The 22187-nt window shown below is 45.3% G+C and carries 16 protein-coding genes and 1 pseudogene; 14 read left to right on the top strand and 3 right to left on the bottom strand.

The window, feature by feature from the left end:
• Nucleotides 1-80 precede the first annotated feature (80 nt).
• From pyrB to KUA48_RS13655, 4 genes are all read left to right on the top strand, one after another.
• Nucleotides 81-1028: an aspartate carbamoyltransferase gene (gene pyrB, locus KUA48_RS13640; RefSeq protein ID WP_119226699.1), complete on the top strand. Its 948-nt coding sequence runs from the start codon at nt 81-83 to the stop codon at nt 1026-1028.
• A 44-nt stretch (nt 1029-1072) separates the two neighbouring features.
• Nucleotides 1073-1537, top strand: a complete 465-nt coding sequence (gene pyrI, locus KUA48_RS13645) for an aspartate carbamoyltransferase regulatory subunit (RefSeq protein ID WP_153073799.1) — start codon at nt 1073-1075, stop codon at nt 1535-1537.
• Between the two features lie 132 nt (nt 1538-1669).
• Complete coding sequence (gene glyA, locus KUA48_RS13650) at nt 1670-2950, top strand: serine hydroxymethyltransferase (protein ID WP_117587318.1); 1281 nt, start codon at nt 1670-1672, stop codon at nt 2948-2950.
• A gap of 90 nt (nt 2951-3040) precedes the next feature.
• Nucleotides 3041-3859: a DUF5020 family protein gene (locus KUA48_RS13655; protein ID WP_256624399.1), complete on the top strand. Its 819-nt coding sequence runs from the start codon at nt 3041-3043 to the stop codon at nt 3857-3859.
• Nucleotides 3860-3960: 101 nt separating this feature from the next.
• On the opposite strand, the gene KUA48_RS13660 is transcribed toward KUA48_RS13655, so the two are convergent.
• Entirely contained in the window at nt 3961-4827 is an 867-nt protein-coding gene (locus tag KUA48_RS13660; RefSeq protein ID WP_218431731.1) for a GIN domain-containing protein, read from the bottom strand.
• 66 nt (nt 4828-4893) lie between these two features.
• On the opposite strand from KUA48_RS13660, the gene KUA48_RS13665 reads away from it, so the two are divergent.
• The 10 genes and pseudogenes from KUA48_RS13665 to KUA48_RS13705 all read left to right on the top strand — a co-directional run bounded on the left by KUA48_RS13665 (nt 4894) and on the right by KUA48_RS13705 (nt 19017).
• On the top strand, nt 4894-5118 hold the full coding sequence (locus tag KUA48_RS13665) for a hypothetical protein (RefSeq protein WP_153094340.1): 225 nt from the start codon (nt 4894-4896) through the stop codon (nt 5116-5118).
• Nucleotides 5118-5213: pseudogene (locus tag KUA48_RS15730) on the top strand (AAA family ATPase); the annotation flags it as partial. The gene KUA48_RS13665 and the pseudogene KUA48_RS15730, both read left to right, overlap by 1 nt.
• A 1314-nt stretch (nt 5214-6527) precedes the next feature.
• Nucleotides 6528-8957, top strand: a complete 2430-nt coding sequence (locus tag KUA48_RS13670) for a hypothetical protein (RefSeq protein WP_218431728.1) — start codon at nt 6528-6530, stop codon at nt 8955-8957.
• A gap of 140 nt (nt 8958-9097) precedes the next feature.
• Nucleotides 9098-11575: a PQQ-like beta-propeller repeat protein gene (locus KUA48_RS13675; protein WP_218431727.1), complete on the top strand. Its 2478-nt coding sequence runs from the start codon at nt 9098-9100 to the stop codon at nt 11573-11575.
• A 99-nt stretch (nt 11576-11674) separates the two neighbouring features.
• Complete coding sequence (locus KUA48_RS13680) at nt 11675-13078, top strand: hypothetical protein (RefSeq protein ID WP_153073804.1); 1404 nt, start codon at nt 11675-11677, stop codon at nt 13076-13078.
• Between the two features lie 18 nt (nt 13079-13096).
• Entirely contained in the window at nt 13097-14278 is a 1182-nt protein-coding gene (locus KUA48_RS13685) for a multidrug transporter (protein WP_218431725.1), read from the top strand.
• A gap of 3 nt (nt 14279-14281) precedes the next feature.
• Nucleotides 14282-15901, top strand: coding sequence for a hypothetical protein (locus KUA48_RS13690; protein ID WP_218431723.1), 1620 nt, complete (start codon nt 14282-14284; stop codon nt 15899-15901).
• A 26-nt stretch (nt 15902-15927) separates the two neighbouring features.
• Nucleotides 15928-17244 carry a glycosyltransferase family 2 protein gene (locus KUA48_RS13695; RefSeq protein ID WP_218431721.1) on the top strand — a complete coding sequence of 439 codons (1317 nt, stop codon included), beginning with the start codon at nt 15928-15930 and terminating at the stop codon, nt 17242-17244.
• Nucleotides 17245-17331: 87 nt separating this feature from the next.
• Nucleotides 17332-18588: a nucleotide sugar dehydrogenase gene (locus tag KUA48_RS13700; RefSeq protein WP_153079544.1), complete on the top strand. Its 1257-nt coding sequence runs from the start codon at nt 17332-17334 to the stop codon at nt 18586-18588.
• 45 nt (nt 18589-18633) lie between these two features.
• Nucleotides 18634-19017: a PleD family two-component system response regulator gene (locus KUA48_RS13705; RefSeq protein WP_153079545.1), complete on the top strand. Its 384-nt coding sequence runs from the start codon at nt 18634-18636 to the stop codon at nt 19015-19017.
• Here the strand turns inward: KUA48_RS13705 and pflA are convergent.
• Together pflA and pflB are read right to left on the bottom strand one after the other, a co-directional pair.
• Nucleotides 19014-19745: a pyruvate formate-lyase-activating protein gene (pflA, locus tag KUA48_RS13710; protein ID WP_218431714.1), complete on the bottom strand. Its 732-nt coding sequence runs from the start codon at nt 19743-19745 to the stop codon at nt 19014-19016. The two genes, KUA48_RS13705 and pflA, sit on opposite strands and share 4 nt — an antisense overlap.
• 76 nt (nt 19746-19821) lie before the next feature.
• Nucleotides 19822-22068 carry a formate C-acetyltransferase gene (pflB, locus tag KUA48_RS13715; protein WP_153073853.1) on the bottom strand — a complete coding sequence of 749 codons (2247 nt, stop codon included), beginning with the start codon at nt 22066-22068 and terminating at the stop codon, nt 19822-19824.
• Between the last annotated feature and the right edge of the window lie 119 nt (nt 22069-22187).

The following is a 22187-nucleotide window of genomic DNA, read 5'->3' on the forward strand; positions in this document are numbered from 1 at the left end:
AAAGTTTTGACTTATCGCACATAAATCAGATTTTTTATGTAACTTTGGGGGCGATTTTAGAACATTCAATCATATTTCAAATGGAAAAACATAATTTTGTGACCATTGCAGACCTTTCCAAGGAGAAAATCATGTACCTCCTGGAAATGGCGCAAGAGTTCGAAAAGCACCCGAACAGGGAGTTGTTGAAGGGAAAGGTCGTAGCGACCCTTTTCTTCGAGCCATCTACTCGTACCCAACTCAGTTTCCAAACCGCTGCCAACCGTCTTGGTGCCCGTGTCATTGGTTTCTCTGATGCCAAGACATCCAGCACCACCAAGGGTGAGACCCTCAAGGATACCATCCTGATGGTAAGCAACTATGCCGATGTAATCGCCATGCGCCATTTCATCGAGGGAGCAGCCCAGTATGCCAGTGAGGTAGCACCAGTGCCTATCGTAAATGCAGGCGACGGCGCTCACATGCATCCTTCACAGTGCCTGCTCGACCTCTACTCTATCTACAAGACCCAGGGTACCCTGGAGAACTTAAACATCTATCTTGTGGGTGACCTCAAATATGGCCGCACCGTTCACTCACTTATCACAGCTATGCGCCACTTCAATCCTACCTTCCATTTCATCGCACCTAAGGAACTCGCCATGCCAGAAGAGTATAAACTCTACTGCAAGGAGCACAACATCAAATATGTTGAGCACGAGGACTTTAACGAAGATGTGATTGCAGGTGCCGACATCCTCTACATGACCCGTGTACAGAAGGAGCGTTTCAGCGACCTGATGGAGTATGAACGCGTAAAGAACGTGTATATCCTGAAGCGCGACATGCTCTGCAAGGCGAAGGAAAACATGAAGATTATGCATCCGCTGCCACGCGTGAACGAGATTGCTTACGATGTAGATGATGATCCACATGCATACTATATCCAGCAGGCTCAGAACGGTCTCTATGCACGTGAGGCTATCTTCTGCCACTGCCTCGGCATTTCGCTCGATGATGTGAAGAACGATAAGACCATTATTGGGTAGTGTTTAGTGATTATTAATTAGTGATTAATTATTAGTGATTAATTATGGCAAACAATAAAAGTCAATTAGTGGTTGCGGCTATCGAGAACGGTACCGTAATCGACCATATACCAGCCGAAAAGACCTATCAGGTAGTAAATCTGCTCCAGTTGGAGAAGATGGAGACTCCTGTTACTATCGGCTACAACCTGCCAAGCAAGAAGATTGGCAAGAAGGGCATCATCAAGGTTGCCAACAAGTATTTTACCGATGAGGAAATCAACCGACTCTCTGTCGTTGCGCCTAACATCGGACTAAGTATCATCAAAGACTACGAAATCGTAGAGAAGAAGACTGTCAAGACTCCTGATACGCTGAAAGGCATCGTAAAGTGCAACAACCCTAAGTGCATCACCAACAACGAGCCTATGCAGACCCTCTTCCATACCGTAGACAAAGTGCTCGGTATCGTACGTTGCCACTACTGCGACAAAGAGCAGCAATTGGGCAAAGTAGAGCTCTGCAAATAATAAAAACAGGTAGTTTATAACAAAAAGTAAGCAATATCACTCAAAATGTTACGATTTATTTGGTAGTTTGAGAGATATTGCTTATTTTTGCATCCGATTTCATTAAACATCAACCATAAAAAGTAAAGGGAAATGGTAAAAGATCAAGAGATTTTCGACTTAATCGAAAGAGAACATCAGCGCCAGCTGAAGGGTATGGAGCTTATCGCTTCTGAGAATTTCGTGAGTGACGAGGTGATGAACGCTATGGGTTCTTACCTTACTAACAAGTATGCCGAGGGGCTGCCAGGCAAGCGTTATTATGGCGGATGCCAGGTAGTTGACATCGTAGAGAACCTCGCCATCGAGCGTGTAAAGAAGGTGTTCGGTGCTGAGTATGCCAACGTACAGCCTCACTCTGGTGCACAGGCTAACGCTGCTGTTCTGCTTGCCGTATTGAAGCCAGGTGATACCTTCATGGGCTTGAACCTCGACCACGGCGGCCACCTCTCTCATGGTAGCCACGTCAATACATCCGGTATTCTCTACAACCCTATCGGTTACAACCTGAACAAGGAAACAGGCCGTGTAGACTACGACGAGATGGAAAAACTGGCTCTTGAGCACAAACCAAAACTGATTATCGGTGGTGGTAGCGCTTATAGCCGCGAGTGGGATTATGCCCGCATGCGCAAGATTGCCGATGAGGTAGGCGCTCTCCTCATGATTGATATGGCTCACCCTGCAGGTCTGATTGCAGCCGGTCTGCTCGACAACCCATTGAAGTATGCGCACATTGTTACTTCTACTACTCACAAGACCCTTCGTGGTCCTCGTGGCGGTATCATCCTGATGGGCAAAGATTTTGACAATCCATGGGGTTTGACTACCAAGAAGGGCGAGGTTAAGAAGATGAGCATGCTCTTGAATTCTGCCGTATTCCCAGGTCAGCAGGGTGGTCCGCTGGAGCACGTCATCGCTGCCAAGGCGGTAGCCTTCAATGAGAATCTGCAGCCTTCATGGAAGGAGTATGCTACTCAGGTAAAGAAGAATGCTGCCGTACTCGCAGATGACCTCATCGGTCGCGGATTTGGTATCGTGAGCGGTGGTACAGACAACCATTCTATGCTCGTAGACCTCCGAAGTAAATATCCAGACCTTACAGGAAAAGTCGCTGAGAATGCGCTGGTTGCAGCCGACATCACAGTCAACAAGAACATGGTTCCATTCGACAGCCGTTCTGCCTTCCAGACATCAGGTATCCGCCTGGGTACAGCAGCCATGACCACACGTGGCGCCAAGGAAGATATGATGCACCTCATTGCCGAACTCATCGAGGAGGTTCTGAATGCTCCTGAGGACGAGAAGGTCATTGCCCGCGTTCGCGAAAAGGTGAATGCTACAATGAAGGATTACCCTCTCTTCGCATACTAATCGTTACGGATAAATATAATTACAAACTGCGGGCCTTCCGTCCGCAGTTTTTTGTTTCATTTAATAAATAATAAAGAAAAGAAAAAATTTATGAAAAAGATGAAAAGCCTACTGCTCATGGCACTTGCGTTGCTCCCTGCGAGCAAAACTTTAGCACAGACCAACGCCCAAGTTTTCTACGACTTCGGCAGTGACCGCAAGTTTGTTACCCTCACACTCGAAATGTTCAAGCAGGACAAATGGGGTAACACCTATTTCTTTGTAGACCACGACTTCAATTACGACAAGATGGACACCAACAGTCCAAACGTGGCACAGGGTGGAACCTATACTGAGATTTCACGTGCATTGAACTTCTGGCAGAACAGCCCAATGAAGAACTGGAGCCTCCACGTAGAGTATAATGGTGGTATTACCAAGAACTACCCTATCAACAATGCCTGGCTCTTCGGTGTGGAGTATTTCATGCACGACAAGAGTTTCAAGAACACCTTGACACTCCAGGCACTCTACAAGACTATCCGCAAGACCGACCAGAACGTGCCAATGCAGTTTACTGCTGTTTGGGGATGCAAAGACATCTTTGGATTAAAGGGATTGAACTTTAGCGGTTTCGCAGATTTCTGGTGGGAGAATCACGTAAGTATGCTTGACAAGCACGGAAACGTGAAAGAATTCCTCAAAGACAATGACGGCAACCTCATCAAGGACAATGACGGCAATCTCATAGCCAAAACCACTGCTGAGCACACCGTCTTCACTACAGAGCCACAGCTCTGGTACAATGTAGGTCAGCACTTCGGCTGCGAGAACCTAAGCGTAGGTAGCGAGGTAGAAATCAGCCACAACTTCGGCAGCAATGCCGGCTGGATGGTTCGCCCTTGCCTCGGTGTAAAGTGGGACTTCTAATTACGAATTTCTTAACTGCGGAAAATTTTCAAAATGAATTTTTGAAAATTTTCCGCAGCTAATCATTAACCACTTTATATTCTGTTTTTCAACAACTTACGTTACTTTCTTACAGTCAATCCGCCATCAGAAACTCCTCCGATTCCGCCTTTTTTCTTATTGTACTGACGGGTTACACCGCTCAAGTTAACTCCGCCAACACCATCGGATGTAGCGTTTACACTTTGGCAGTCAACCTTGGCTTTCACGCTGCCCACACCTTCGTTCTTGATAATCAGACTGCCGCCCTTAAACATTCCCAGACTAACAGAGCCTACGCCCTCATTATCCAGTTTCACACTTCCCATCTCAATCTTAGAGATTTTCACCGAGCCTACGCCTTCGTTATCAATGTTCATATCATCTCCAGCCACATCATCGATATTTACCGAGCCAACACCCTCGTTGGTTATCTCCAGTTTGTTGGAAAGAATCTTCCCAATCTTGACAGCACCTACACCCTCGTTATCGATTTCCAGTCTGTCACTATTAATCGTCTTGGCACGGAAAGAACCCACACCTTCTCTCGTAATCTTCACCAGGTCAGGACTTGTGATATAAATCTTCAGTCTCTTATTATCACCGTTACATGAAGAAGGCACGTTCAGTCTTCCGTTCAATCCTATCTTCACTTCTCCATCCCGGTATACCACCTTGAGTTTCTCCTTCAGTTTCTTTACAAACTCCTGGTCCTTGATGGCAGAGTAATCCATCTTCACGCTGCATTCATTGCCGTCGTTCTGAGTATAATAAACATCGGCAATCACATCCACGTCGATCGCCTTAAAAGGCTTCTCGGTCAAATCATCCTGCGTAAAGTTTAGACTTCCCTTCATTTCACTGGCAGAAGATCCCATACTGCAAGAACTCAAGCCCATTGGGGCAAAGAACAAAGCGGCAGTTACCGCCAAAATACCAAATTTCTTCATATTCATATCTAATTTTATGTTTCTAAATACGTGATAAACCGAATACCGTTCTGTTTCGGAAATCTGATGGTTAGACGTAAGAAGATACATAAAGGTTGCAAGGAAAGCCCAAAAAGATTGCAAAAGAGCCTCAATTGCCTTGCTTATTATGCAAGTTTTATAAAAAAACAAGATTTTCTTGCACGTTTCAGAAAATTATACAACAGAGAAAACGAAGAAGCTTACAGAAGTTATTTTGCCAATATGCAAAAACAGGCTAAAGAACAACGACAAAAATTCAATTTGAATTAATGGAGGCAAAAATACGCAACCCCGTTTTAATTGTCATTGCGGGACCTAATGGTTCTGGGAAGACAACAATAACCAGTCGTGTATTACACCACGAATAGCTAGAAGATTCTATTTATATCAACCCAGACAATATTGCACAAAAAGAGCAAAGAACCACCCTCCACCTCGTCACCACAACACATATCCATCATCGTATTCCCAACATTTGTTTTACTGGTTTACTGAACGACCGTAGAGAGTGATAACTTCTTTAACTTCCCTTTAACTTCTTTAACCGTTTAAACTTCTTTAACTCTTTTAACTTCTGAACTTGCCTTAAACTTGAATCATCTAATATGCGAAATTTCAAGTTTTCTACGTTAATATTTGTTTAAAAATCAGTCCTTTTTCGGTATCGTTAACTTCTATTATCTGATAATTGTTTAACACAACATAACACGGGATACCCTACCCCACTCGCTTTTCAAAGATTTCTGCGGTAAGAAAAGAGAAAAAATGGGTCCCTAAAAAAAATGGCACCTCTTTCGGAACCAAAAACAAACGCTTAAAATATGTAAAAATGGGCTAAATTCTTAAAATATGTTTATAAAAAGCGAAAACACCCTTCACCACCCTTCACCCGTAACTATTTGACACATAAAACCTTAAATAAAAAGGTGAAGGGTGAAGGTTTGAAAACTCTTTTTAATATATACGCGCGGCAAGGGAAAAAATCCGTTTTTTCATTTTTCTGACTTTCTGGATTTTCCAAAAATCCTAAAAAAAGAATATAATATAAGATTTAAAATATAGCCTTCACCCTTCACCTCGTCACCACAACACATATCCATCATCGTATTCCCAACATTTGTTTTTCTGTTTACTGAACTTTCGCATGTGGTTCAAGAACGGGCTAGGAGCTTTTGCCCTTTACCTTTGCTTTACCCTTCGGCCAGCGATTTTCAATTCCATTCGGCCGGTGACCGTTGGTTCAGGGCGTGTGGAGCTTACATGTGAAACTTGAGTGGTTTCTTCGGAGATATTATTTTATCTTTCGGAGATATTTTCGTATTCTTCGGAGATATTCTGCTATCTTTCGGAGTAATTTTCGTGTTATTGATTTCAGAGATAGTTATCATTCGACAAGTGGAACAGCCAATTCGTTACCGCCCACCCCAAGCCAACCTCGTGACCATCAGAGCGAAAGCCAATAGATTAACTTTATTTAACAAAAAAAACAACTGATTATGAAAAAATTACATTAAATTTGCAACCGTCTAACAGCTCCACTTGTAAGTGTACGCAAGATGATGATAGTCAAACTACCTAAACGATAGTCAAACTACCCAAAAGACAACGAACTGAAGGACAAGAATATAAGTAAATGGTATTAATCTGAAACTGAAAGTACAATTTAAACTTAAATAGATATGAAAGTATTCAATTCTACACTTGCTGCTATCGGTTTGGCAGCATTCGTATTCGCATCATGTAGCGACAGCACAAGTGATCCTACTGGTGGCGATGGTGTAAAGTCAGAGGTTAATTCAGTTGAACTTACAGCTTTAACCCCAAGTTCTGTAATCAATTACAAGAACAGCACAGCTATGGCTCGTAAGTTCTTCGCTACAAGAGGAGCTTCAGCTACAGACTTCGTGACTGCAATGCCAAATTTCCCAACAAAACCACAGTTGATTAAAGAGCTTACCAAAGCAACAGACTTGGTTTTTGATGAGGGCAATCCAACAAACACTTACATTATCAAGAACAAGAACAAGCTTGACTTTACTGACCACAAGATTCAGGGTGTAACCATCTTCGTTAGTGGAGACAGCAAGATGACTTACAATGAGTCTCTCGGTGGAAACACTATCGTATTGGCTAAGGGCGCTACCCTTGAATATACAGGAACTGGCTCTATGATTAAGGCTACCGATAAGGTATATGGCGCAGCCAGCAGTGCTATCAAGGCTACCAACGACAATATCGTTGTAGAAGGTGAACTCTATGCTGCATGGGAAGGTCAGGGCGAAGAGAATATTCTCCATGGCGGCTTCGGCGCTGTAGAATCAAAGGTTAACCCTACCCAGAATATCACTTTCAAGAGTGGCGCTAAGGCTTTCATCGACGGTTCAATCCGTGCTAAGAACCTTACCATTGAGGATGGCGCTGTAGTTACAGCTACAAGAAACATCCTGAATGCAACAAAGGTTGACCTTGCCGGTGCATTGAAGGTGGGTGGCTTCTGCAAGTCAGAGAACCTCAATATCACAGGTCTTTTGGATGCATCTAACGCAAATTCAGTAGTTAAGGTTACTAAGCAGCTCAACCTGGAGGATGGTTCTCTCATCAAGGCTAACTACGTAAACGTAACCGACAACACATACGAAGGCACAAAGAATGGCAAGGATGTAGTTAATGTGGGTGATGCCCAGCTTAACTTGAAGGAGGGCGGTCAGATTCAGATTGCAGACCTCGGCGTTGTCAACGTGAACAACCTCGTTACAGACAACGCTTCTGCTGCTCAGATTCAGTTGCAGGGCGATAATGCCGTAGCCGTCATCAAGGCAGATAACTTCACCAACAATGGTGATGCTACCATCAACGCATTCGCTACTCCTGGTACAAATTCTGTACTCTTGTTACAGATGAGCAAGTGCTTCATGGGTACTACACAAATGCCTTCTTCTGGCGACCTTGACATCTCTGCATCATACCTCGACTACGACAAGGCAACAAGTGGTCAACTTGTCATTAGAAAGGATGAGACCAAAGAGCAGTATGGTTATACCTTGAGCGAAGAGGCAAAGAACGCCAGTGCTACCCCTAAGCTAGACTTGGTTGCTTCATTCGGTGAAAACAATGGTATGTCTGCATCTTGCATCCAGACCGTTGGCAACTACGTATATGTATCTTACCATACCTATGGCAACGGCAAAACAAACCTGAAGGGTGGTCTTGAAGTTCTCCACATGGCAGACAACAAGCTTACAGGTGACCAGATAGTTAACGGAAAAGCAGGAATGGACATCAACCACGTAATGGTTGACAACAACAAGGCATACATCGCTGCTACCGATATCAACAAGGGTGCATTCCTCGGCGTTGTTCCTTTGGAGAACAATGTTTATTCAACAACGATGACCCAGTATGTTCTCGATGCATTGAACAAGAAAAACGGTTTCGATGCTAACTGCGTAGTGAAGTATGGCGACAACATCGTTATGTCTTCTACAAGAGGTTACGAGTTCTACGACAAGGAATTCGGTCATACCTATTTCCAGACTACAGCAGACGCCAAGGGTCTTGCTTCAGCTAACGGCAACCTCTATAGCTTGCTGGCTACTGGTAAGAACACGACAGGTACTGTGAATGTATTCAATGGTATTGACCTCCGTCAGGATAAAACTACAACATCATTCACAACTGATGGCAACGTAGGTCCTGAGAAAGGCAAGAACACTGTTGCTGTTGACGGAACAGACATCTATGTTTGTCAAGGCGAGAGAGGTATTGTTCGCTACAATGCCAACGGAGAGAAGGTTTGGGATTACACGGTTCCTACCATCGCAAACCAGAAGAGCGAGAAGTATGGTAGCGTAAAGGGTTACTGCAATGGCGTAGCTATCAGTGGCAACTACGTATATGTAGCAGCTGGCGGTTATGGCGTAGTTGTTCTTAACAAGGCTGATGGTAAGGAGGTTTGCCATCGCACCGCATTCAACGGCTTCCTGGAGAACGGCAAGTGGGCAAACCCTAACTCTGCAAACTATGTAACAATTGGTCAGGACGGCTATATCTACGTAGCTTATGGTAAGAGCCGCGTACAGGTATTCAAGTTGACCCAGACAAAGAAATAATCAATTCTTAAAAGAATGTTCTCTCACTACCATCCCAATGGGGTTCTAGTGGGAGAACAAACTTCTAAAATTGGAAAGACCGCTCGAAAAGAAAGTATAACGTTAAGGATGTAGACTAACGATTTAACAAACAAACTGATATGAAAAAAAGAAATATCAAATTGGTAACATTCGGTTTCGCTGCAATGCTCCTGGCATCTTGTAGCGACTCTAATGATACCCTTAATCCAACTCCGAATCCTGCAGAAACAGGAATCATAGGAAAGGAAGTAACCTCTATTACAGATGCTCAGCAGTTGGCTGCACGTGTCTATAACTTCAAAAGACCAAGCACAACAAGAGCGGCAGGAGTAACATCTGCCAATTTAAACCAGGCATATACCATGGAGGCAGAACCAACAGGATTGGACTTTGCAAGCATGGACAAGATGTCCAACCACGATACATGGAACTTTCCTGCAAACAAAGATATGTATATTGCTCCAGGCGAAACCATCGCTTCCAAAAACTACCATCTTAATGGAAATAAAATATACGTAGCAGGAACTTATGAATACAACCCAGATCATACAGATGGAAACTACACCATCGTAGTATTAAAAGATGGAACACTGAAATGGAAAGGTGGATACCTTTTTCCTCATCAGAACGGCGGAAAAATCCTCTGCTACGGAAACTTCGAATGCAATGCAGACCTGGATGTTCAAAACAGAGGTATCTTCAAAATTGCAGGCGATTTAAACTTAAAAGGACATACATTCAGAGTGAACAATGCCAGTGTTTATATCGGAGGCAAGCTCATTTGCAACAACTTCGAGAACCAGGCTAACGCTTATACAAATATACAAGGCGGCATCGAGGGCGTAGAAGACCAAACTATCAAAGTAGATGGTGTCGTAAACATTGATGGAAACTGCAAGATGAAAGACCTGTACCTGATGGGAAATGGTCAACTCTATTGCTGTTCCCTGGAACTGACAGGCGAATTCAAGTCTATGGGCGGTGATGGCGCAAGCAGTGCTTTACATACCAGCTACCTGAAGGCAAAGAATCTTTTGCTTGCTTCCAGCAACAACATCTATCTGGTGAACAACAGCAGCATAGAAGTAGAAGGAACCCTTCAGTGCAACAAGAATGCCAGTGCCATGATCTTCCTGCAGGGTGTCAACTCTAAAGCTTATATCAAGGCAAATGTCATCAAATATAATGGTAGCGGAAGCCCTGCCTCACTGAACGACTGCTATATGTTCAACGCTATGGATACCGGTGGCGAATACTACATAGATGCAGATCGTTTCGACAACAGTTCTTCTAATGGTGGTAACCTCGCTTTCAGCGACGTCCAGTTCCTGGGATCTGGTAAAGCCCACAACTTCAGAAACAACAGTGCACCTGTTAAACTGGAAAAGGCAGAATGTGGCTACACGCTGAAACCAGACGTTCCTACTCCACCACATATTGATGAGGTGGGTGAAGTTCTCTACGACCATACCCATACAGACATCACTGCTACCTGTATCCAGCCATACAACGGAAAGCTCTATATGTCATACCACACTCGTGGAAACGGACATGGCGGATGTATCGAGGTATTCGAGACAGACAACCAGAAGCAGACCCAACTCTTGCAGTTCTTGCAGGATAAAGATAAATCGCTGGATTTCAACCATCTGATGGTAGATGGCAAATCATCTACTCCAAACCTGTATGTTGTAGGCAACTACGGATATACAAACAAGGATACTGGCAAGCAGAGTGATGCAGGAGCCATGATGGCAAGAATCGACCTCAAGAGCAACGGGCTGCTGAATACTGAGGTTAAGAATATCGGTGATGCAGCCATCAATCCGCTGATTATCGTTCCTCTGGAGAACAACCAGAGCAACAATGAGGATGAGAATGCAATCGTTCGCGACGGTGACAAACTGCTCGTAACAAGTACCAGAGGTTATGAGGTTTACGACCCTAACACCCTGGAACTGCTGAGCAGCAAGAAGACTCCGGGTAAGGCGAAGCACATCGCACTGAACAATGGCGAGATTGCTACCTTATATTACAATGAACGATTATCAAGCACAGAAACTCCTGTAGCCGGAACACTGGAGATTTTCAACGCTGGTGCAGACATTACAACTGCAACACCAGAGAAATCAATCGCCATTTCAGAAATTGCACCAAACAATGGTAAGAACACCATAGCCATCGACGGAGACAACGTCTATGTATGCCGAAGCGCAAACGGTCTTACCTGTTACGACAAGAATACCGGTGCAGAGAAGTGGACATGGCAAGCTCCGCTTACCGCATCCACATCCAAGCCTCAGGGCTATGCCAACGGTGTGACATTCGACGACAAGTATGTCTATCTGGCTTGCGGAGGTTACGGTCTCGTGGTTCTCGACAAGAACAAGATGGTGGATGGCAAACCAGCAGTTTACGCCAAGACCCGAGTTACTGGTATTACCAACGAACAGGGAAGAATAGTTTGGAACTCTGCCAACTACGTAACACTCTATAATGGACTGATTTACGTAGCTTACGGTAAGAACCGACTCAAGGTTTACCAATTGGTTGATGGTAGCACATCTGGATCAAATACAGACTATGGCACCAAATAGCAAGATAAGAAATACTAGAGAATAAAAAACTCAAGAAGACACCAGATGAATGCAGCTGCAACAGCTCGCAGCTGCATTCATCGTGTTTAATAACTCATTATGAAGCGAAAAATAATACTATACTCAACTACAGCTCTGCTACTTCTCATGGCAGCACAAAGCGCTACGGCTCAGACGAAAGGCAAAAAGCCGAAAAGTTTCAGCCCTAAGATGCTCGTATATGAGAATCTGAAGAACGATAATGTACTGAGACACTTTAAACAGCGCTTCGCACAACTCGACACTCTCATCAAAAACCCTATTTGGGTGAAAGCACCAGTCATAGAACTGGGACTCAATAATCAGCATCACGCTGATATCAACAAGACCGACTCTCTGTTCTGGTCGAAAACTGCACATGAGCACCTAGCGCTCAACAGACACAACGGTCTGGAAGTGACCGGACAGGTTTATGCCCGACCTGACTCGTACTTCGATTCTGATGAAGACGATGCAAAAGAGGTATCAAAATATAAGATGAAGGTTCAAGCCGAACTGGGTTGGAACATCATCAACTCGAAGTTCTACCAAGGCAAGGAGAAAAGAACAAAGATTGCTCTTGCCAATGAACTCGACCGCTTGCAAATAAAAAAGCGCCAAACTGCAGACATCTATGAAAAGGCAGCCGATGAGCTGACCGAACAATATAATTTCTATATCGGTACTGTCATAGCACACAGACTGGACAACCTCGACATCATGAACGAAGCGTACCAGTTTATGCTGGAAAAAGACCGAATCAGCAACGACAAGATGCTGAAAGTGATGAACGATAAGCTGGAGGCTGAATATGACATCTCCGTGCTCTGCACAGACAGAGATATCAGCAACAAGCCTATCTACCGCATCAAACCAACCAAGATTGTGGTAGACACAACAGCCCTCTGGAACCATCTGAACCAGGAAAGTCTGGATGCACGCATCATGATGGTGAAAGAACAGATTGCTGACAACGACAGCAAGCTGACCAACTATTTAAGCACTACCCGACTCACACCATTCGCAAGATGGTCGAGCTACTGGCAGAGCAACAACAAGATTTCGAACAATGCCGACGTGGGCGTGAGATTCACCATTCCTATCTGGAACGAAACGCCACGCAAACGACAGGCACTGGAGACCCAGAAGGAAATCATACGCAGCAGCCGCGGTACCGATGTGAAGGAAATAAAACAGTCGGTAGGCATCCTGCTCAAGAAGATAGACAACCTGAACAAGGCTATAGCCACCGAGGCTTTCCATATAGACCAGACCGGCAAATATATCGAAATGCGGCGGTTTGCCTACCAGAACCAGAAGCAGGGATACAACTATCTGATGCGTATGGACGAATATACGGGACTCCTGGAAAGTATGGAGCGCATGTACAAACTGATGCAGAACCGGGCCCTCGCTATCATCAATATCGAGAAAGCCGTGAGCATCTATGACAACAACAACATCTTCAAAGAAATAGAACTTTGAATGTAAGGAAACTAGAATATGAATGAATTCCAATATAATGGCACGCCACAAGAACAGGCGATGGCAGACTTGCTGAAGACGCAGAGTCACCGCCTTGCCAGACAGCAGATCGTCTTTGCCCTGATCTTCCTGCTGGTTATCGTGCTTGCCGCCTACTATATTGTCACTCGTATGATATGGGCAACCTTCGACGGTTATATAACCCTTGATGAAAACCATATCAGTGCCGTTGACGACATCTATATCCTTAAGGTGAACAAAGAAATGGGTGAAGTGGTACATAAGGGAGATACGCTCTACTCTTATGTACTGCTAGGTAATATTGTGAACCAATACGACCCGAACATCCTGCCTTCAGCCGTAAAGGAGACTCACGACATGGAGGTACAGGCTAAACTCGCCCAGCAGGAGATTCCGGTGCTGCGTACCCGACTTGCCGAACTGAAAAAACAGAAAGCATCTGAAAGTTCGGACATCTACTACGGCCTTACCGACAACACCAAGCGAAATGCACTGGATGCCGAGATTGCCGAGGTAGAAGAGGAATTGAGAAAGCAGGCTAAGAAGGTGGAAATCTACGCACAGGCAAAGAACACCACCTATAACTTCATGAGCCGCAGAGGAGCCGGCAGAGCAAATGCTGCCATGCCTTACTCCAACACAAGCATCTACAACCCGGGACTGATACACTACTGCTGTGCACCAGCCGATGCTTACATCTCAAAAATCAATGCGAGCGACAAAACCCTGGTGTTCAAAAGCGAGGAGGTGATGGTTATCCAGCATACCGACTATGCAGACTGCCATCTGGGAGTAATCGCATACGTACCAAACGACATGGTGAAGTATATGGAAAGCCCTGACGATGCAGACATCATCATCAACAAAGACCTGGAACTGAAGGCTAAGTTGCAGATGGTAGGTCTGAGAGTAGAGGAAATACCAAAGCATCTGCAAAGTAACTTCTCGCATGATGCCAACGCAGTGGTTGCCGTATTCACCCTGAACCCTAACCAGAGAGTTCCGGCATGGGTAATGAGCAACAGACTGCCGGTAAGAATAAGAGTGAACAAGATTGGTGCCATGCTCGATCCGAAGCCACTACCGATGTACACCGTCCCAGTGGGCAAGAACGAAAACGTGAAGCGAAGCAACAGGTTTTCGAGCAACACCAATAATCATCAAGAACAAAAGAAATAAAGAATGATTGGACTTAGAAGAAACAAACGTGGAGATATGGTGCTCACCATCGATAGCTATATAGATATCGACTCGACACCGGACATCCAGCCCGACTACTTCGATTGTATTTACATCAATACGAAGAGTGAGCATGCGTTCCATGATATACTGTTTGGAGCCAGTCCAATCTTATCGTGGAAATGTAGCTACAAACCGATATTCGTCAATACGGCGGTATCGGGAAAGGAACAGATCATCGACTATATCGTCGATGCCTATGTGAGCGACATGAACAATGAAAAGGTATACGAGATTATTGACAGAATCAAGATGGCAAGACAGAAGTTTGGTGTAAAAAGCGAAACAAGCCATCCTACACAGCCTAACCAGCTCTTTGCCAATATTCTGAGATACCTGCTCTCAAGAGACCAACGAATCATGGGACACCGACTGCTGGAGAAATCATCTTTGGGATATATCAACCCAATCTTCGAGCACTATCACAGTATGGGTCTCTTCCATCTCAACGAGATGTTCATGTTCATCGAAACTATGGTGGAGTTCGGATCACTGCGCATTCACCGCTTCCTGCTCAAGGAGCACCTCTGCCCTAAGTGCAACCACTCTCACCTGCTCTATACGGAGTGCTGTCCGAAGTGCGGAAGTTCGAACCTGAAGTTTCAGAACATCATCCACCACTTCAGCTGCGCCAACGTATCGCCGGAAAGCAGCTACAATGTGGGCGGTATGCTCATCTGTCCGAAGTGTCACAAGAAACTGCGCCACATCGGTGTTGACTATGACAGACCAGCCGTGGTATATACCTGCAACGACTGCGAGAACTCGTTTACCTCGCCTATCACCAAGGCAACCTGCTGCTACTGCCAGAGCACCTTTCCGGTAAATACCCTGGTGCCACGAGACATTGAGGACTACGAGATAACGGAAGAAGGTATCAGAACGCTGACCAGCGGCAACATCATGTTCAACAACATGGTGAACATCTATGATAACTTCATGGAATATTATCTGCTGATGAACCGACTGCGACGCCAACTGATGGAAACCTACCGCAAGGATGAACTCTCGGTCATGGTAGGCAAGATATGGATTATAGATGAAAACAAGGATACCGTAAAGATAAAGGAAAGCATACAGGGCAAGCTCTGTAGAATCTTCTCCAATCACAAGGTGTCTTACTACAACAATATCTTCTACGTATCCTCTACCCTCTATGAGCAGGAAGAAACGGTGGAAGAAGCCCAGCAGAAACTGAGCAAGGAGATGTCGGTAGCCATCAGAAAGGTGGCCAACTCGATAGAACCGGACGAGATTATCTGCAGCATGCTGGAAACCAAGACGAAGACCATCGCCAACAACTATGACGAGTTCTTCAACAAACTGCAATATGTGGATATGACTCCAGACGACTACTGCCGCTACTCAGAGGAACCTCTGATGAAGGAAGAAGAGAAATTGGTGCAGCCGCAGGAAGAGCTGCTTGATACGGAGCCGAAGAAAGATGAAAACGACAAGATACAGAAACGCATCGTGCTCTACAAGAAACTCGTTGACATCCTTGTCACCATCGCAGGTATACTCATAATCATGGCCCTCTTGGCGCTCACCGTGCTGAGATAAGCCATCAAGAAGAAAGGGAAAAGCGTATGTTTAGCATAGCAGAACATCTGAACGATTTCTTCGACTGGATCAGCACGCTATCGTTTAGCAGTATCGTGAATACCTACTGGTTCCTCTTCTTCTTCGAGATGCCAAGATATTATATCCTGGAATATCTCGTAATCGGAAACCGACTGATGAAGAGAAACCAGATAGATAAAGAGAAAGAATATGCCAAGTACTTCCTGTACCGCGAGAATCCGCTTATCAGCATCCTCGTACCGGGAAAGAACGAAGGCAAACATATATTCAAAATGGTGAACTCGCTGGCTGAGCAAACCTACCGCAACTACGAAATCATCGTGGTAGACGATGGTAGCGACGACGACACCAAACTGATTTGTAACGACCTCTACCGAGCCGGGTATATCACCCACTACCTGAGGTTGGATACAAGAGGCGGTAAAGCTGCCGCCAGCAACTATGGAGCCCAGATGGCAAAAGGCAAATACATCGTATGCCTGGATGCCGACTCTTCGCTCGACCGTGATGCACTGGAGAAAATCCTACTCCCCTTCTACATCGACGGAATGGTAAAGGGCGTAGGAGGATGCGTGAAGGTACGCAACTACAAGGAGACCATCTGCTCATCGCTGCAGGCTTTCGAATACCTGAAGCGAATACAGGTGGGACGTATCGTAACCAGCGAACTGGGTATCTACCACATCATTTCGGGAGCATTCGGAGCCTTCGAAAGAAAGACGCTGAAGGAAGTGGGCTATTGGGACATAGGACCGGGACTGGACGGTGACCTGACACAGAAGATCCGCAAAGCCGGATATAAAGTGAAATTTGCCGAAGATGCCATCTGTATGACCAATGTTCCTACCAAATGGTACAAGCTGTATCATCAGCGCATCAGATGGTCGCGCTCGCTCGTGAGATTCCGTCTCCGCAAGCATGCCGACATTCTGCTGCCTACCAAGAACTGGAGTATCCTTAACTGGTTATCCAACATGGAGAGTGTGGTTTTCGACTGCTTCCTCAATTTCCTGTGGTTGTGGTATATCATCAAGCTCGCCATCACGTTTAACACGCACATCATCGAGGTGCTGGCGCTGGGCTACTTTATCAGAGTATGCTTCTCGCAGCTTGCCTTCCTCCTGGTGCTGATGGTTTCAGAAAGAAAGAAAGACGTGTGGTTCCTCTACAGATACCTGCCACTGATGTCGCCTTATACAGGTTATTTCCTGCGTATCGCCCGTCTGTCGGCTCATCTGCAAGAAATCTTCTTCCGCCGTTCTTACAAGGACGCATGGAACCCTGAGAAGACTTCGCGCTATGCTCAGCTTGAAGGAATCTAAAAGACCCGAGTTACTTGCTGTAACGTACATACAGCAGGGAGCTCCCAATAAAAGAAATAACATTATAAAACATAAACAATATAGTATATGATAAACAAGTCTTTTGAGTTTAAGATTGGAGTAATAGGATTAGGGTATGTTGGTACTCCACTGGCATGCTTATTCTCAAAGAAATACGATACATGGGGTTATGACATCAAAGTTGAGAAGGTAGCCAAGTTAGCCAAAAGCACGATGGAAGACAACAGACCTGTATCCAAAGCGTTGGAACAGGGACTGAAACTGACCAGCAATATTGATGACCTGAAGAAGTGTAATGTGTATATCATCGCTGTACCGACACCGGTGAACAAATCGAACAAGCCAGACATCAGTTGCGTGCGCAATGCTACAGCTGAGGTTGGCAAGATCCTGAAAGAAGGTGATATCGTAGTCTACGAGAGTACCGTTTACCCAGGTCTGACAGAAGAGGTCTGCGCTCCATTACTGGCATCTACATCAGGATTGAAGTTGAACCAGAGTTTCTTTGTAGGCTTCTCGCCAGAGCGCATCAACCCGGGCGATACTGTTCATACCATTGAGAACATCGTGAAGGTTACCAGCGGTTCTACACCCGAAGCAGCTGCTATCATCGACAGTCTCTATGCTTCTGTACTTACCCATGGCACCTACAGGGCGAAGAGTATCAAAATAGCAGAGGCATGTAAACTGATGGAGAACTGCCAGAGAGACATACAGATAGCCTTCTTCAACGAGATGGAAAAGATTTTTGACAAGATGAACATCAACATCGAAGACGTAACGGCGGCAGCTAGCACAAAATGGAACTTCGTGCCAGCTACTCCAGGACTCGTTGGCGGCCACTGCATCGCGGTAGACCCATACTACCTGATTAACAAGGCACAGGAGGTTGACGTGGTACCATCGCTGCTCTCTACAGCCCGCGAGGTTAACGAGCAGATGGCGGTATGGATGGCAGGAAAGATTAAGAATGCATCTGAAAGCAGAAAGTTCAAGGCTCCGGAGACTAACGTGCTGATTCTCGGCTTCTCGTTCAAGCCAGACAGCGATGATATCAGGAACACAAAAGTAGCCGATCTCTATATCAACCTGGTAGGAGCAGGTTACAAAACCACACTCTACGATCCATTGGTAGATGTAAAGGAAGTAAAAGAAGAATATAACATCAAGGTGACAGATGATCCTAAAGTTCTGGAAAAAGAGTATCAGATTGTGGTAATCGGTACTCATCACAAGATGTTCGACAGTATCGACATGAACAATCTAATCACTGATAAAGGATTCATATGCGACATCTACGGCATTCACAAGCCAAGAAGCTAGATTTTCAAGATCGGAAAGAACCTACATAAAACAGACCTGTGAAAAATGGAAAAGAATAAAGTACTAATCGTCGATGATATTCCAGAAAATATTGAAACTATCTCTGAAATGATAAAAGACTTTGACATCGACGTGAAAACTGCAAATGGCGGAAAAGAAGCCATTGAACTGATTGACTCATTCAAGCCGGACGTGATACTGCTCGACTTGATGATGCCAAATGTAAATGGGTGGGACGTAATAGACCATGTACGCTCTAAATACTCGAAAAGTGAAATGGTCATCATCGTGGTTTCCCTGTTAAGCAACAAGGATAATGTGGATGAATGCTACGAGCTTGGAGTAAACGACTACATCACAAAGCCTATCATCAAAGCCCGTCTCACCAGTTCGCTAGACGCTCATCTAAGCAGTCTTGCAAGAGGCTAAAGTGCCTCTTGCAAGATTGCTTCTGCATGAGCAATGCGATCACTAGTAGGAGGATCTATGCCTTCCAGCGGGTAGGCAATACCTAGTTTCTCATACTTGTAGATACCCATCGTATGATAAGGTAAGACATCTATACGCTCAATATTAGAGAGTGTTGAGAGGAAATCACGCAGCTGATAGAGGTATTCATCCTTGTCGGTAATACCTGGAATCAGGACATGACGAATCCATACCGGTTTGTGTATCTCGCTTAAATATCGTGCACAATCCAGTATGTTTACATTAGAATGGCGGGTGAGTTTACGATGCTCTTCATCGTTGATATGCTTGATATCAAGAAGAACAGTATCAGTGACGGTCATCAGACGCTCGAATTTATCGAAGAAAGCACCCTCTTTCCTAAATGGTTGCGCTGATGTATCAAGACAGGTATTGATGCCACGCTGATGGGCTTTCTCGAAAAGTTCGATGAGAAAGTCTATCTGCATCAGGGCTTCTCCACCACTTACGGTAATACCGCCCTTGTCACCCCAATAACTCTTGAATCGCTCTGCCTTATCCAGCAGGGCATCGGCACTCCACTCTTCTCCTACCCCCGTCTTCCAGGAATCCGGGTTGTGGCAGAACTGGCAGCGCATGGGGCAACCCTGCAGGAAAATCAAAAACCTGATGCCTGGTCCATCTACAGAACCAAAGCTCTCTATGCTGTGTACAAATCCTTTATGCATAACAATTAAGCTAAAAATGCCCGCTAAATATCCTCGGAAAGAAAATCTAGCGGGCAATATTTATTCTTCTAATTGATTAGAGTCTCTCGTGAGCCTGACGAGCGATTACGTCGAGCTGCTGCTCACGTGTCAAGTCGATGAACTTAACAGCGTAACCACTCACACGGATAGTAAAGTTCTGGTACTCTTCCTTCTCTGGATGCTCCATCGCATCCTTGAGCTTGTCGATACCGAATACGTTCACGTTCAGGTGGTGAGAACCCTGGTTGAAGTAACCATCCAATACACCTACCAATGTCTGGGCACGCTCCTCATCGTTGTGACCGAGAGCACCAGGGCTGATGGTCTGAGTATTAGAGATACCATCAAGAGCATACTCGTATGGCAACTTAGCTACTGAGTTCAATGAAGCCAAAAGACCGTTCTTCTCTGCACCGTAAGATGGGTTAGCACCTGGAGCCAATGGAGCACCGGCTGGACGACCATCAGGCATGTTGCTGGTGTACTTACCGTATACTACATTTGATGTGATAGTCAGGATAGATGTAGTAGGCTCAGAATTGCGGTATGTATGATGCTTCTTGATCATGTTCATGAAGGTCTTGAGCAACCATACTGCAATCTCATCAGCACGCTCATCATCGTTACCGTAACGTGGGAAGTCGCCCTCGGTCTTGAAGCTGAGAGGGAAACCGGTCTCATCACGAATGATGTTTACCTTGGCATACTTGATAGCTGAGATAGAGTCAACCACGTGGCTGAAACCAGCGATACCTGTAGCGAAAGTACGACGAACATCTGTATCGATGAGCGCCAACTCTGCTGCCTCGTAGAAGTACTTATCGTGCATGTAGTGGATGAGGTTCAATGTCTTCACATAAACGCCAGCCAACCAGTCCATCATATCCATGAAACGTGGCATGAACTCCTCGTATGTCAATACATCACCCTCAACGGCGCGATACTTAGGACCACACTGCTCGCGTGTCTTTGAATCAACACCGCCAGATACAGCGTAGGTCAAGCACTTAGCCAAGTTGGCACGTGCACCGAAGAACTGCATTTCCTTACCTGTCTGAGTAGCAGATACACAGCAGCAGATGCTATAGTCGTCACCCCAAACTGGGCGCATTACGTCATCGTTCTCATACTGGATAGAACTTGTCTTTACAGAAATCAAAGAAGCGTAGTGCTTGAATGCCTTTGGCAAGCGAGAGCTATAGAGTACTGTCAAGTTTGGCTCTGGTGAAGGACCCATGTTCTCCAATGTGTGGAGGAAACGGAAGTCGTTCTTGGTAACCATTGAGCGGCCATCCTGACCCATACCAGCTACTTCGAGAGTAGCCCAAACTGGGTCGCCGGTGAAGAGTTCGTTGTAAGAAGGGATACGGGCGAACTTAACCATACGGAACTTCATGACCAAGTGGTCGATGAGCTCCTGAGCCTCATCCTCGGTAAGAGTACCCTCGTTCAAGTCGCGCTGGATATAGATGTCGAGGAATGTAGAGATACGGCCTACAGACATCGCAGCACCATTCTGAGTCTTCACAGCTCCGAGGTAACCGAAGTACAACCACTGAACAGCCTCGCGAGCGTTCTTGGCAGGCTGAGAGATGTCGTAACCATACAACTGAGCCATCTCCTTCAAGCCCTTGAGAGCCTTGATCTGCATAGAAACCTCTTCACGAAGACGGATAACGTCGTCAATCATCTCACGGTCGCCCATGTTAGCGAGGTCGTTCTTCTTCTCCTCGATGAGAAAGTCGATACCATAAAGAGCCACACGACGGTAGTCACCCACGATACGGCCGCGACCGTATGTATCAGGAAGACCGGTAAGAATGTGGTTATGGCGAACGAGTTTCATCTCTGGAGTATAAGCATCGAATACGCCATCATTATGAGTTTTGCAATACTTGTGGAAGATTTCGTGGAGCTTCTCTGATGGCTGATAGCCATATGTTGTACAAGCCTGCTCCGCCATCTTGATACCACCGTAAGGCATGAAGGCACGCTTCAAAGGCTTATCAGTCTGAAGACCTACCACTTTCTCCAAATCCTTTGTACCTTCACCGATATAAGCAGCACCATAAGCTGTCAATCCTGAAACGATTTCTGTTTCCATATCAAGCACACCACCCTTGGCGCGCTCCTCCTTCTGGAGTTCCTTCAACATACCCCAAAGGGTGTTAGTTGCCTGAGTTGGTTCTGCAAGGAACGACTCATCGCCGTCATAACAAGTGTAGTTGTTCTGAATGAAATCACGAAGATTCACTTCACTCTGCCACATGTTTCCTTTGAAACCTCTCCATTCTGTTTTCATCATTTTGATACCTTTTTTTTATAAAGTTAATAATTATATATTTTGCACACACTATCTATTTTGAGTTGGTTTTACACCTATTTATATATAGTAAAATTAAAAAGCCCGAACACGTTTGT

The organism is Segatella copri, from assembly GCF_019249795.2.
GTDB classification, from domain to species: domain Bacteria; phylum Bacteroidota; class Bacteroidia; order Bacteroidales; family Bacteroidaceae; genus Prevotella; species Prevotella copri_B.

Bases quoted from the DNA above. Each gene is read 5' to 3' on its own strand.
- pyrB (WP_119226699.1), top strand. From the start codon at position 81: ATGGAAAAACATAATTTTGTGACCATTGCAGACCTTTCCAAGGAGAAA.
- KUA48_RS13690 (WP_218431723.1), top strand. From the start codon at position 14,282: ATGATTGGACTTAGAAGAAACAAACGTGGAGATATGGTGCTCACCATC.
- KUA48_RS13655 (WP_256624399.1), top strand. From the start codon at position 3,041: ATGAAAAAGATGAAAAGCCTACTGCTCATGGCACTTGCGTTGCTCCCT.
- KUA48_RS13700 (WP_153079544.1), top strand. From the start codon at position 17,332: ATGATAAACAAGTCTTTTGAGTTTAAGATTGGAGTAATAGGATTAGGG.
- KUA48_RS13660 (WP_218431731.1), bottom strand. From the start codon at position 4,827: ATGAAGAAATTTGGTATTTTGGCGGTAACTGCCGCTTTGTTCTTTGCC.
- KUA48_RS13685 (WP_218431725.1), top strand. From the start codon at position 13,097: ATGAATGAATTCCAATATAATGGCACGCCACAAGAACAGGCGATGGCA.
- KUA48_RS13670 (WP_218431728.1), top strand. From the start codon at position 6,528: ATGAAAGTATTCAATTCTACACTTGCTGCTATCGGTTTGGCAGCATTC.
- KUA48_RS13695 (WP_218431721.1), top strand. From the start codon at position 15,928: ATGTTTAGCATAGCAGAACATCTGAACGATTTCTTCGACTGGATCAGC.
- pyrI (WP_153073799.1), top strand. From the start codon at position 1,073: ATGGCAAACAATAAAAGTCAATTAGTGGTTGCGGCTATCGAGAACGGT.
- KUA48_RS13705 (WP_153079545.1), top strand. From the start codon at position 18,634: ATGGAAAAGAATAAAGTACTAATCGTCGATGATATTCCAGAAAATATT.
- KUA48_RS13680 (WP_153073804.1), top strand. From the start codon at position 11,675: ATGAAGCGAAAAATAATACTATACTCAACTACAGCTCTGCTACTTCTC.
- KUA48_RS13675 (WP_218431727.1), top strand. From the start codon at position 9,098: ATGAAAAAAAGAAATATCAAATTGGTAACATTCGGTTTCGCTGCAATG.
- KUA48_RS13665 (WP_153094340.1), top strand. From the start codon at position 4,894: ATGGTTAGACGTAAGAAGATACATAAAGGTTGCAAGGAAAGCCCAAAA.
- pflB (WP_153073853.1), bottom strand. From the start codon at position 22,068: ATGAAAACAGAATGGAGAGGTTTCAAAGGAAACATGTGGCAGAGTGAA.
- pflA (WP_218431714.1), bottom strand. From the start codon at position 19,745: ATGCATAAAGGATTTGTACACAGCATAGAGAGCTTTGGTTCTGTAGAT.
- glyA (WP_117587318.1), top strand. From the start codon at position 1,670: ATGGTAAAAGATCAAGAGATTTTCGACTTAATCGAAAGAGAACATCAG.